The sequence below is a fragment of the Rhizobium sp. AG855 genome (assembly GCF_003610655.1).
Taxonomy (GTDB): Bacteria; Pseudomonadota; Alphaproteobacteria; order Rhizobiales; family Rhizobiaceae; genus Allorhizobium; species Allorhizobium wuzhouense.
The window spans coordinates 293,446-305,612 of sequence record NZ_RAQG01000003.1 but is presented as its reverse complement, the minus strand read 5'-3'; the positions used below and the strand labels follow the sequence as shown (position 1 = coordinate 305,612).

9 protein-coding genes are annotated in these 12,167 nt (G+C 63.1%); 4 read left to right on the top strand and 5 right to left on the bottom strand.

Annotation, left to right across the window (positions count from 1 at the left end; all coding sequences use genetic code 11):
* Window positions 1-43 precede the first annotated feature (43 nt).
* Window positions 44-262 (top strand): hypothetical protein, encoded by a 219-nt coding sequence (locus DFO46_RS01440; protein ID WP_110792549.1) that lies wholly within the window; start codon window positions 44-46, stop codon window positions 260-262.
* 103 nt (window positions 263-365) lie between these two features.
* Here DFO46_RS01440 and DFO46_RS01435 read toward each other — a convergent pair whose 3' ends face one another.
* The 3 genes from DFO46_RS01435 to DFO46_RS01425 all read right to left on the bottom strand — a co-directional run bounded on the left by DFO46_RS01435 (window position 366) and on the right by DFO46_RS01425 (window position 3,517).
* Entirely contained in the window at window positions 366-1,886 is a 1,521-nt protein-coding gene (locus tag DFO46_RS01435) for a tripartite tricarboxylate transporter permease (RefSeq protein WP_120276085.1), read from the bottom strand.
* Window positions 1,887-1,915: 29 nt separating this feature from the next.
* Window positions 1,916-2,374 (bottom strand): tripartite tricarboxylate transporter TctB family protein, encoded by a 459-nt coding sequence (locus DFO46_RS01430; protein WP_205908174.1) that lies wholly within the window; start codon window positions 2,372-2,374, stop codon window positions 1,916-1,918.
* Between the two features lie 168 nt (window positions 2,375-2,542).
* Window positions 2,543-3,517: a tripartite tricarboxylate transporter substrate-binding protein gene (locus DFO46_RS01425; RefSeq protein WP_245422490.1), complete on the bottom strand. Its 975-nt coding sequence runs from the start codon at window positions 3,515-3,517 to the stop codon at window positions 2,543-2,545.
* A 259-nt stretch (window positions 3,518-3,776) separates the two neighbouring features.
* On the opposite strand from DFO46_RS01425, the gene DFO46_RS01420 reads away from it, so the two are divergent.
* From DFO46_RS01420 to DFO46_RS01410, 3 genes are read left to right on the top strand one after another with little or no spacing between them, the layout of a single operon-like run.
* Window positions 3,777-4,454 carry a response regulator transcription factor gene (locus DFO46_RS01420; RefSeq protein ID WP_120276084.1) on the top strand — a complete coding sequence of 226 codons (678 nt, stop codon included), beginning with the start codon at window positions 3,777-3,779 and terminating at the stop codon, window positions 4,452-4,454.
* Complete coding sequence (locus tag DFO46_RS01415) at window positions 4,441-5,832, top strand: sensor histidine kinase (protein WP_110792546.1); 1,392 nt, start codon at window positions 4,441-4,443, stop codon at window positions 5,830-5,832. The genes DFO46_RS01420 and DFO46_RS01415 overlap by 14 nt, the downstream gene beginning before the upstream one ends.
* Complete coding sequence (locus tag DFO46_RS01410; protein WP_120276083.1) at window positions 5,829-6,929, top strand: ABC transporter substrate-binding protein; 1,101 nt, start codon at window positions 5,829-5,831, stop codon at window positions 6,927-6,929. Before DFO46_RS01415 ends, DFO46_RS01410 begins: the two co-directional genes overlap by 4 nt.
* 67 nt (window positions 6,930-6,996) lie before the next feature.
* Here DFO46_RS01410 and DFO46_RS01405 read toward each other — a convergent pair whose 3' ends face one another.
* Together DFO46_RS01405 and DFO46_RS01400 are read right to left on the bottom strand one after the other, a co-directional pair.
* Window positions 6,997-9,537, bottom strand: coding sequence for a HAMP domain-containing methyl-accepting chemotaxis protein (locus tag DFO46_RS01405; RefSeq protein ID WP_120276082.1), 2,541 nt, complete (start codon window positions 9,535-9,537; stop codon window positions 6,997-6,999).
* A 218-nt stretch (window positions 9,538-9,755) separates the two neighbouring features.
* Complete coding sequence (locus DFO46_RS01400) at window positions 9,756-12,167, bottom strand: DUF2309 domain-containing protein (RefSeq protein ID WP_120276081.1); 2,412 nt, start codon at window positions 12,165-12,167, stop codon at window positions 9,756-9,758.

The following is a 12,167-nucleotide window of genomic DNA, read 5'->3' as shown; positions in this document are numbered from 1 at the left end:
TCGAGACGGCAGCGGGGCTAAATGACTTAGCTGGGGTGCGGACATGACTGACCAAATGGAAATCGAGACCTGGGCCATGGTGCGGGCGCAAGAGATCGTCATGCAGCAAGGCGCCAATCTGGTGGTTGCGGCGCAGCGCCTGGACCACAAGAAGACCACGGCAAACACCTATGCCCTGCGGGCGGCGATCGTGAAATCGCTGATGGAAGCCATGTCGGCCCCTCCGGCAAAGATGGCCGGACAAATGCAGGCCGGAGAATAAGCAGCCCACTTGAAACGATGAACGCCGCGTCTGCAAAGCAGAACACGGCGTTTTCCCTTGGGAGGATCGGCAGGAGGCCGGCAGTCGCTGCCGGCTGGAGTGTTTACTGGGTCGACGCTTCGGCAGCAGCCAGTGCGCGGCGACGCTTTGCCCGCCAGCCGAGGAGAACTGGCAGAACCGCAACGGCAATGGCCAGCACCCACAGAATGAGCGAGATCTTGCTCTGGAACAGGATGGAGATGTCTCCACCGCTGATCGCCAGTGCATTGCGCAGGTTCACTTCCATCACCTTGCCCAGAACGAAGCCGAGAATAATCGGCGCCATGTCGAAGCCGGCCTTGCGCAAGAGCCAGCCGGCAATGCCGATCGCCAGCATCAGATAGATGGCGAAGATCGAGGCATGGGTGGAATAGACACCGATGACCGAGAGCACGAGGATGCCGGGCACGAGGATCCAGTTCGGCATGGTCAGCACGCGGGCAAAGATGTTGACCAGCGGCAGGTTGAGCGCGAGCAGGATGAAGTTGCCGACGAACAGCGAGGCGACGAGACCGCCGACGATTTCCGGGCGCTCGACGAGCAGCATCGGGCCGGGCTGAATGTTGTAGAGCATCAGCGCACCGAGCATGACCGCCGTGGTGCCGGAACCGGGCACGCCGAGCGTCAGCATGGGCACGAAGGCGCCGGCTGCGGTCGCATTGTTGGCGGCTTCCGGTGCTGCCAGACCACGCACGTCGCCGTGGCCGAAGGTGCCTTCGGTGTCGGAAATCCGCTTTTCAGTCGTGTAGGAGACGGCACTGGAGACCGAGGCACCGGTACCCGGCAGAACGCCGACGATGAAGCCGATGAGCGAGCCGCGCAGGGTGGCGCCCATGCTCTTTACGACGTCCGACATCCGAGCGGTCATGCGACCAAGTTCGCGGATCACGGTGACGCCCTTGGTCTGATGCTCAAGGATCAGCATGGCTTCGGAGATCGAGAAGAGACCGATGACCAGCGTCACGAACTCGATGCCGTCGCCGAGTTCCGGCTCATTGAAGGTGAAGCGATAGGCACCCGAAGTGGCATCCAGTCCGACGGTCGCCAGCATCAGGCCGAGCACGCAGCCGATCAACGTCTTGGTGGGCTGCGAACCGACCATCGAGCCGAGGGTGGCGAAGGCAAACACCATCAGCACGAAGTATTCGGCGGGGCCGAAACCGATGGCAAGGCCCGAGAGCAGCGGCGCGAAGAAGGCAAGACCGATGACGCCGATGATCCCCCCGATGAAGGAGGCGATGCCCGACAAGGCGAGTGCTTCGCCGGCGCGACCCTGCTTGGCCATGGGATAACCGTCCATCGCCGTCATGACGGCACCGGCATCACCGGGCACGTTGAGCAGGATGGAGGAGATACGACCCCCATATTCCGCCCCGCAATAGACCGAGGCGAGCAGGATCATCGTGCTTTCGGCGGGAAGCCCCATGGAATAGGCGATGGGCATCAGGAGGGCGATGCCGTTGATCGGGCCGATGGCAGGAAGGGCGCCGACCAGCGTGCCGATGAAACAGCCGATGAAGCCGATCAGCAGGTTCTGCCCCGTGAGCGCAACGCCGAAGCCGTGCCAGAGATATTCGAAGCTCATGAAACTATCCTTTCAGGTCCTGGCGACGGTCAGCCGAAGATGGCGCCGGTCGGCAGGTAGACCTCAAGCAAGAAGGAGAAGATGAACCACCAGAGGGCGGCATGAACGACACCACCGATCAGCGACAGCTTGGGTGAAGCGCCGAAGATCCAGCCGGTCACGGTCGTCAGAAGGAAGATCGAGATGGCGAAGCCGAGCGGCTCCATGAGCGCCACGCAGACGATGAGCGTGGCCGGCACGGCCAGCACCCGAACCAGCGCGTTTCCGGTCGGGAAGTCTTCCGCCGATCCAGGAAACTTGAGGTAGAACAAGGTGAACAGGCCGAGCAGAATGGCCAGCATGACAGGCACGAAACGTGGCCCGAGCGGATCCGACGAAAAGGCATATTCGATCATGCTGCCGCCGATGCCATAGGCAATGGCGAGCAAAAGCAGGACCAGCGCGCTGATGCGGCCGATGAGCTGGTGGGTTCTCGTGTTTTCCGACATTTTAGTGTTTCCCCGCATTCGGATCGGCGGCCACATCGAAGCGCCGCGATCACCCAAGGTCATGACGCCTTCAGCCGCGGCCGTGGCGTGTGTTGATGGTGCAGTTCCGCGGACACGCTCCGCGCGGATGAGGCGATGCGACCATCAGGGGCCGCATCGCCAGCCGGATCAGAAGCCGGCTTCTTTGGCCAGGATCTTGAACTTGGCGACGTCGCTCTTGACGCGATCATCGAAGTCCTTGCCGAGCAAGGTGAATTCGAAAAGGCCACGCGACTCGCGTTCTTTCGCGAATTCCGGCGTCTTGCTCATGGCGTCGAACGCCTTGACCCACCAGTCGTAATCGGCGTCGGACACGTCCTTGCCGACATAGAAGCCGCGCCAGACGGGCCATTCGAGGTCAAAGCCCTGTTCCTTGGCGGTCGGAATGTCCTTGAGTTCGCCCGGCAGGCGCTCAGGCGACATGACGGCGAGGATGCGGACCTTGCCTGCGAGGTGATGCTTGCCCATTTCGGCAGCGTCACCGGAGCCGACCTGCACATGGCCGCCTTCGAGCGCGGTCAACACGGCGCCACCACCTTCAAGCGCGACGTAACGCATCGACTTTGGATCCTGCTCCGCAGCCTTGGCGATCAGCGAGCCCTTCATCCAGTCCTGCGAACCGACGGCACCGCCGCCTGCGATCGCAAAGGTCGTCGGGTCGGCTTTGTAGGCGGCAACGAGATCGGCCATCGTCTTGTAGGGCGATTCGGCATTGACCACGATCACGCCGAAGTCTGCACCGAGTGCACCGAGCCAGCGCACGGCACTCTCGTCATACTGGCCGAACTTGCCCTGAGCGAGCAGCAGTGCCGAGCCCGAGGATGCGGCGGTGATCAGGTTCGGATCGCTGGCACGCTTGGAGATGACGTGGTTATAGGCCACGGCGCCGACACCACCTTCCATGTAGGTGACGGCCATGGGCTGCTTGATCTGCTTGGTTTCGAGCAGGGCATTGGCAGCCAGACGGCAGGTCAGGTCGAAACCGCCGCCGGGCTTGGCACCCGCCAGGCATTCCGGCTTGCTCGGCTCGGCCATGGCGGAGGTCGCGGCAGCAAGGCCGATCAGGGCAGCACCGGCCAGAAATTTCATCGTGTTGCGGATCATCATTCTCTCCCGAATATCTCAGCGTTCCCGGACAATCCCAGCGCAGGCCACGAAAATAGCGTTCACGCAGGACGTGCGTCCGCGTGTTGCTGATGGCGATGGCGTTGGGATCCTCCCCAAATGCCGGCGTAAGCTCTCTCCCTATGCCGGCCGGACATTGATAGGCCTCAATCCTGTCACGATCCTGTCAAACCCGTTAACGGCAAGATCACCCCGACCACCGCTTGATCGATGCCCGCAGACATGCGACCGTCCGCCCATGCGCATCCTGCTCGTGGAAGACACGCTCGACGTCGGCGAGGCAATCAGCCGCCGCTTTGAAACCATCGGTCACACGGTCGACTGGCAGACGGACGGCCATGCCGCCGCGGAAATCCTCGATTTCACCGAATACGATCTCGTCATTCTCGACGTCATGCTGCCGGGGCTCGACGGTTTCTCGATCCTGAAGGGACTTCGGCAGAACAAGAACCCGGTGCCCGTGCTTGTTCTAACTGCGCGTTCGGAAATCGACGACCGGGTCGGTGCGCTTGATCTCGGCGCCGACGATTACCTCGTCAAACCCTTCGACTTCCGCGAACTGGAGGCGCGCGCACGCGTGTTGATGCGCCGCAGCAGCGGCGGAGAGGCGACCAATGTCATTGCCTGCGGCGATGTGCTGCTAGACCGCTCGCAGCGCTCGGTCCGCGTCGGCAAGCGCGAAGTGCAATTGAAACGCCGCGAAATGACCCTGCTCGAAATCCTTGCAAGCCGGCCGGGACGCGTTTTCAGCAAAGAGCAGCTTCTCGACCAGTTGTTCGGTTTCGAGGAAGCGGCTGGCCCCAACGCCATAGAACTTTATGTCGGCCGCCTGCGCAAGAAACTCGAAGGGGCCAAGGCCCGGATCGTGACCGTCCGGGGTTTGGGCTATCAGTTGGTGTCCGATGCAGAGGACTAAGCCGTCCCTCTTCTCCCGCCTCGTTCTGCGCGTTGCGGTGGTCCTCGCCGGTGGAGCGGCGGTGCTGATGACGGCCGCATGGTTTTACGCCAGGGCCGCCGCCGACGAAGCCTATGACCGGTTGCTGCAAGGGGCGGCGATCCAGATCCTGGACAGCCTTGTGGTCGAGGACGGGAAGATTGCCGTCAACCTGCCCCCCAGCGCCTTCGAACTGCTGGGCCTTGCCCCGCGCGATCGCATCTTCTACCGGGTGATCGCGCCCGACGGCAGCACCCTGACGGGCTACGACGATCTTTCCGCGAGCACCGACAAGGACCATGCGCTCAACAGCCCGTTGTTCGAGACGGGGAGCTACCGCAACCAGCCGGTCCGCCTCGTTCAGACCAGCCGGGCGATCTCCGACCCGAGTGTCGGAGGCTGGGTCCATGTGCTGATCGCCCAGACCACGGAAGCGCGCCAGGCCCTGACGACGGAACTCACCTCTCGCGCCCTGATCCTCGTGACGATCATGAGCCTGCTGGCGCTTGCCGGGACGGTGCTCGCGGTTCGTTACTCTCTGCGGCCGCTCGATGCGCTGGGCGACACCTTGCGTCGGCGGGACTCCCAGGATCTCACGCCGCTTGCCGTCGATGTACCCCGCGAACTCGTGCCTTTCGTCGATTCCATCAACCACTTCATGCGCCGCCTCGACGAGCGGCTGAAGCTGCTGCAGCGCTTCATCGCCGACAGCGCTCACCAGATCCGCACGCCTTTGACGGCACTCTCGGCGCAGGTGAGCCTGATTGACGAGGACGCCCTGTCGGAAAGCAACCGCCGTCACTTAAGCCGCGTGCGCGACCGCACCAACGAGCTCGCGCGGTTCACCACGCAGCTGCTCAACCATGCCATGGTCATCCACCGCTTCGATTCCGCCCAGCTATCCCCGCTCGACCTGACCGATGTCGCCCGCAAGGCGTTTCGCGCAGCAGTGCCGATCACCATCGATCCGGATACGGTTGTCTCCTTCGAGGCGCCCGACGAGACGCTGACCATTCTCGGCGATGGCTTGAGCCTGCGCGAGGCCATCGTCAACATCATCGACAATTCGTTGCGGCACGGTACGCTGTCGAAGCTGGAAGTCCGGGTGGTCAGACGCGGCGACTTCGGCCTGGTCGAGGTCGAGGACGACGGCCCCGGCATCCCGCAGGCCGATTGGTCACATGTCACGCAGCGCTTCGTCTCGTCGAAATCGGGCGAAGGCAGTTCCGGCCTCGGTTTCGCCATCGCTTCGGAGGTCGCCGGCGCACTGAAGGGCGCCCTCTCCTTCCGCGAGAAAACCCCGCAACGCGGCTTTACCGTCGTGCTCGAACTGCCGTTGATGCGGAAGGAGGGGGCATGATCGCCCGTTACGCACTCAGATCTGTGCTGCTGCTCGGCGCAAGCCTGCTTGCCGCTCGGGCATTGCCGGCTTTCGCCCTGGAGGGAGAACAGACGGTCTTTCCAGCGATTGCCACGGAGCAGGTGCGCCTTGTGATCAATGGTGCGACCGATGTCGATGCGATGAAGCCGCTGATCCTGGATTTCCAGCAGATCGCGCCGGAAGTGAGCGTCGAGTTCAACGATTATGTCACCAATGACCTCTTCCGCGAGGCGGAGAATGCCTGCCTCAGCCGCACACCCTATGGCGACCTTTTGCTCTCGTCGTCGGTTGACCAGCTCGTGAAGCTTGCCAATGACGGCTGTGCGCAGGACCATCGCTCGCCGGAGACCGAGCGCGTAGCCGACTGGGCCAACTGGCGCGACGAGGTGTTCGGCTTCACCTTCGAACCCGCCGTGATCGTCTATGACGGCAAGCGCGTGCCGCCGGAAGACGTGCCGCGTTCGCATGTCGAGATCGCCGAGCTCCTGCGCGCCAAGCCGGATGTCTATCGAAACCGGATCGGCACGTATGACGTGCGGGCCTCCGGGATCGGATATCTGCTGGCCTTTCACGATGCGCTCCAGGCGCCCACGACCTATGGCCGGCTGCTCGAAAGCTTCAGCCGCGCCGACGTCGTCACCCGCTGCTGTAACAGCGAGGTGCTGGGCGAGATCGCCAATGGCCGGCTGCGCATCGCCTACAACGTGCTTGGCTCCTATGCCTATGCCGCATCGCGCCGCAATGCGGACCTGCGGGTGGTGATCCCGCGGGATTATGCCCTGATCCTGTCGCGCGGCGCACTGATTCCGGAACTTGCGCCAAATCCGGACCTCGCCAAACGCTTCCTCGATTATCTTCTGTCGCAGCGCGGGCAGAAGGTGGCGCGGGAGAAGGCCTTCTTCTTCTCCGAAGGCACGCCTTTGCCGCCCGATGTCGACGGGCCGATGTCACTGATCGAATCCGGTATAGGCAGACCGATCCGCATTGGGCCGGCCCTGCTTGCCGCCCAGGATCAGGCAACGCGTGACCGCTTCATCGCCAACTGGTCCTCGTTGTTTTCACCCAACAAGCCGTGATCGTCGCGAACACAAAAGCCGCCGGCAGTGTCCCGCCGGCGGCCTGATCCGGTCCCTGCAGCCTTCGTCAGGCGGCGCGATGATGGGCGGTATTTGCCTGGGCGCGTCCTTCGGGTGCGAGCTTGAACTGGTTGATCAACTGCATCAGTGCATCGGCCTCGTCGGCCAGCTGACGCGTCGCAGCATTGGTTTCCTCGACCATGGCAGCATTGCGCTGGGTCATCTGGTCCATCTCGTTGACCGAGGAATTGACCTCGCCGAGCGCATTGGACTGGTCGCGGCTGGCCATGGCGATGACCGAGACACGCTCTGCGACCGTGATGATATTGGTCGAGATTTCGGCAAGAACCGCCCCCGTCTGCTGGACCAGCTTCGACCCCGCCGACACTTCCGTGCTCGACTTGTGGATCAGGTCCTTGATCTGCTGCGCCGCCCCGGCAGAGCGCTGCGCAAGCTCACGAACCTCCTGGGCAACGACGGCAAAGCCCTTGCCCGCTTCGCCGGCACGTGCGGCCTCGATGCCGGCATTGAGCGCCAGAAGATTGGTCTGGAAGGCGATCTCGTCGATGACGTCGATGATCTGCACAATCTGACCCGAGGCATCCTCGATCCGGCCCATGGCATCGATGGCGCTCGCGACAACGACCGACGAGGTGTCGGCACGGCCCTTGGTATCGGCCACGATGGTGTTGGCCTGTTCCGCCTGCTCGGCCGACTGCTTCACGGTGACCGTGATCTCATCGACGGCAGCCGCCGTCTCCTCCAGCGACGCCGCCTGCTGCTCCGTGCGCTTGGCGAGCTGGTCGGCAGCACTGCTCATTTCGGCAGCATTGCGCTGGATCATGTAGGTGTTCGAGCGGATCTGCGTCATCGTATCCTGCAGATGCTCAAGCGACTGGTTGAAGTCGTTGCGCAACTGCTCAAGACGGCCGTGGAACGGGGTGTCGATCGTCTCGGAGATGTCGCCCTTTGCCAGGCGACCGAGACCGGAAGCAAGCGCATTGACGGCAAAATTGATCTGCCGGTCGATTTCCTGCTTTTCCAGATCGTTGCGGCGGCGCTCTTCTTCCGCTTGCGCCCGCTCTGCCTCGCTGCGGCTTTCGATTTCGATCTTCGACAAGGCATTCTGCTTGAAGACGCCGAGCGCGCGCGCCATCTCGCCGATTTCGTCGACGCGGGTCTCGCCGTTGATCTTGGTGTCGAGCACACCTTCCGCCAGACGGCGCATGGCGCCGGTGATCTGGCCGATCGGGCCCTTGAAGGTGAGCACGAGTCCAATGCCGGCGAAGATCGAGATCAGGATGCCGAGGCCGGTGGCGCCGATCGAGATGGAGTTCGCATCGCGGCGCTCTTCACCCGCAGACACCTTCTGCATTTCGGCAAAGGTCGTCAGCTGCTTCCAGATGACATTGAGATCGGCACCCGCCTGGTCGTAGCTCGCCTTGCGCGCCTGGCTGACCTTGACGAGGTCGACGCTGGCAGCGGCCATAGTATCGATTGCCGGGGCAAGCTCGGCCTTGACCTGCATCAGGACCGGCTGGTCGGCGGCACTGGTGCCAAGGGTCTCAAGCGAGGTCTTGAGGGCAGAAAACTGCTTGTCGAGCAGTGCGCGGTTTTCGTCCGTCGGCTCGAGCAGGAAACGGGCCATCATGATCTGCAGGCCGTAGCCGGCGGACATCAGCTGGCGACCATCATTGATGACGGCCTGCGCCTTGGCGAGCGGCGCGTCGAGTTCACCGAACTTGATTGTCGCATCCTTCATCTTCTGCTGGGCTGCCAGCCCGAGATAGGAGTTCAGCTGGGTGAAGTTGCGCAGCATGCCCTGCATGTCGGTGATCACGGTATCGGAGCGATCGTTCGTTTCCAGAATGGTCTTCAGCTGGCCGGCGATCTTTTCCAGCGTGTTGGCCGCCGACTTGTTCGCCTTTGGCAGAACGGAAGCCAGCAGTTGCTGGCGCGACACCAGCTCGGCATGACGCGCGCTGATGGCGGCGAACTTCTCGTCCGGGGTCTTGGCCTTGGTAAAGGCCGAATTCATTTCCATCAGGAAGGTGCCGGAGCTGCGAATGCTTTCGGCATCACGCAGCATCGACTTCGCCGAGGCATCATCCGCCTGAACGGCCTTTTCCATGTCGGTCATGGCCGCCATGATTTTGTCCTGCGCGGTGACCACCTGGGCGGTGCCCTGCTGGAGCGTCGCGACAACGGCCGCTTCCGATTCATGCAGCTTCCACAGCTCGTCGGTGCGCGCAACGACCGTATCGACAAGCGTGCGGGCCTGTTCCAGTTCGGCGCGACCATCGGCATCCGCAGTCAGCTGCGACAAGGTTGTCTGCAGATCCTGCTGCTGCTGCTTCAGGCGCGTCGTCACGTCGTCGCGCGACTGGGCCGTGGTATTCTCGAGGAAATCCGTCATCGAAGCCGAGACATCGCGGAAACCGCTCAGCGACTGCAACACGCTGTTGGAGATCTCGATCCGGCCCTGCAGCAATCCGGATGCGTAAAGGCCGGTAAATCCGACAGCCGATATACTGATCACAAAGGGCAGAATGAAAATCAGCACCTTGGTCTGAATATTAAAACGGGACAGGATACGGTCGATGAACACGATTGAATTCTCCTCCGACGCAGGCACGGCAAAGAATGCGGTGAAGCGCCTTAATCAATCCACTAAGAATGGATGGGGAAAACTAATAACGGCTTAATTAGAAGCCTGCGAATTCGCATGTTTACGGTAAGTCGAGCCGGCGACAAACCCGGCGGCCGGCGGCCGTTTCAGCCGCCGCGCCCATAAATTTTATACATTTTTTTCAAGTACTTATGTTTTCAGGACGCCTGGCTCAGGCTCTCCGTGGGACGGTCCGTTCCATCCTCCGACGCCACCCAGCGCCCCTGCCCCTCGTAACGCCAGGCCAAGCGCCCCTCTTCGTCCAGCGCAAACAGATGCAGCCAGCCATTGTCGAACAGCGCGCGCACGGTCTCGTGCCGCAAGAGGATAGCCGTGATCGCCTCTTTCGGAGCTTCGATCGCGACCGTCAGCCGGACGGGCTCATGCAGGTAGGCCGAACCGTCATGCACGGATTGAAAGGGCAGACCGGCTCTGAGAGTGCCGCCATTGCCCTCGACGACGCCGATGCCCGCAACGACATTGTGCAGCAGCTTGTTGCCGGCGCCGAACAGGGAGGGGGCAACGGTCGACCCGAAATACTGCAAACTGATCCAGCTTGCCACGACCACCGGCGCAGTCAGGATCAGCTCCAGGATCTTGAACCCATCATCCTTCTGCCAGAGATAGTCGTGCAGGAAAGCCCGGCCTTCGAGCGCCCGCCCCTGCGTCCGGCTCCGTGGAGCGGCGATGAAGGCGCTGCAGCCCGCAAGGCCAAGTTCAGGCCGAACCTGCGACCAGTCACGGCTGCGCCCGGCGATCGATTGCGCGGACGCGCCCTCCATCCGAGTTGCCCGCTCGGCCCGTGCAAGGGCACCGGACTGCTGCAGCCACTGCCGGATCGTGTTCACGCCGTCCGCGTCCGCCGCCGTCTGCAGGTCATCGACGAAGAGGGTCACGGCATCGGTCGTTGTATCATGGAGACCGGCGAGGAACACGGTATCGGCAGGCACGGCGATGCCCCTCTGTGCCAGTCGTTGCCGCACGGCACCGTCGTTCAAAAGCGAAGCCAGCAGCCGGGCATTCACATCGCCCGCATGGCCGCCGCAGGCGCCGCAATGCAAAGCGCTGGCATAGGGATTGTTGACGACATTGGCACCATGACCGCAGAGCAGGACGAAGCGGCCGAAGGTATCGGTCAAGGACATGGCGCGCAGGACGGTTTCGGCGATGGTCGCGCGCGTTGAAAGATCGAGCCCGGGGGAGAAGTGTGGCTTGGCCCTTTCCGCTCCGTGCCCCATGCCGAAACCCAGGCCGTCACGCAGCAGCTTTCCGGCGTAAACCGGCCCCATGGCCTCGACGAAGGCGAAGGACGAGACGGCCGCGAGCTTGAACCGTCCCCAGGCGCGGATCGCGCGGGCGCTGAAACGGGCCTGCCTGTCGGAGTCGTCATCCTCAACCGCCGCGCAACTGAAGACCGACGGCTTGAGCAGCACGGGCAGCCGGTGCTCGGAAACGTCGGAGGCAAAGCCGCGATGGCTGGCGCCAAGACCGAAGAACCCGGCAAAACCGAGGGTGCGGATGCCGGGATCGACGCTTTCGAGCGCCCGGCGAAAGACCTCGGAACGCACGTCGATGCAGAAGGCCGCCTGCAGGAAGGGCCGTGTTTCCGGCAAAGCCTGGAAAGGGGACGGGCGCGACAGCATCCGGCCGAGACGCCGCTGGCCGGCCCGCTCGGCTGCAAGTTGCAGGACCGCGTCGGTCGATATTTCCTGATCTGCGACCAGAGGCTCACCATGCGCCCTCCGAATGCTGCGCCAGCCGTCCTCGATGAGAGGCTGATGACGCAGATAAAGCGCCTCCTCGAAGACCAGGCGGACAGCGAGCAGTTCGAGCGCGGCCGTATCGGTCCGCCCCTCCAGTTCGGCCTTCCATTGCAGATGGCGCGCATGCTGCGCCCAGCCGCCGAGGCCAAGCAGCAATTGGTGGAAATAGGTGCCGGGGTCCCGCCCGAGACCGAGCCGGACAGCTGCGCGCTCGATTGCCCCTTGCGCCGTTTCCGGCGTTTCCGCGACATGGGCGCCGAAACCCGTGAGCCCGAGGATTTCCGGCGTCAGGTCATGCGTCGCAAAGGCCCGCCAGGCGGCGTAGAGCCCATTGCGGGTTGATGCCGCCCAGAGCGCCTGCCCCTCATCGAAGAAACCGGCGGCAAAACTGCCGATCCGATCCGTAATCAGGGCTGGCCAGTCCTGACCGGAATGCCGTGCAGCAAGGTCAGCCACAGTCGGCAAAGCCGCCGGCAATGCCACATCCTCGGCCACGGCAGCCTTCAGCGCATCGAGATCGAGGCCAGATGTGCCGGCAGCCAGCGCCGACGACAGATCCTCATCGGTGATTTCGCCGGCGACAATCTTCTGGCGATAATGCGGACGGGACAGGGCCAACCGGACGCCCCCGATCCGGGCCAGTCGGGTCGCGGTCGTTTCGAGGCGCTCGCCGACCTGGCCGAGGAAGGGATTGACGGCAACGGTCGCGGTGAGCGGCCAGGCTGGCGCAATTGCGCGAACGGCCTGATCGGCCGCCAAGGCAAGCGCTTCGCCATGCAGGGTATCGACGGTGGTGAGATCGGTCAT

Bases quoted from the DNA above. Each gene is read 5' to 3' on its own strand.
- DFO46_RS01435 (WP_120276085.1), bottom strand. From the start codon at position 1,886: ATGAGCTTCGAATATCTCTGGCACGGCTTCGGCGTTGCGCTCACGGGG.
- DFO46_RS01440 (WP_110792549.1), top strand. From the start codon at position 44: ATGACTGACCAAATGGAAATCGAGACCTGGGCCATGGTGCGGGCGCAA.
- DFO46_RS01430 (WP_205908174.1), bottom strand. From the start codon at position 2,374: ATGTCGGAAAACACGAGAACCCACCAGCTCATCGGCCGCATCAGCGCG.
- DFO46_RS01415 (WP_110792546.1), top strand. From the start codon at position 4,441: ATGCAGAGGACTAAGCCGTCCCTCTTCTCCCGCCTCGTTCTGCGCGTT.
- DFO46_RS01410 (WP_120276083.1), top strand. From the start codon at position 5,829: ATGATCGCCCGTTACGCACTCAGATCTGTGCTGCTGCTCGGCGCAAGC.
- DFO46_RS01425 (WP_245422490.1), bottom strand. From the start codon at position 3,517: ATGATCCGCAACACGATGAAATTTCTGGCCGGTGCTGCCCTGATCGGC.
- DFO46_RS01420 (WP_120276084.1), top strand. From the start codon at position 3,777: ATGCGCATCCTGCTCGTGGAAGACACGCTCGACGTCGGCGAGGCAATC.
- DFO46_RS01400 (WP_120276081.1), bottom strand. From the start codon at position 12,167: ATGACCGATCTCACCACCGTCGATACCCTGCATGGCGAAGCGCTTGCC.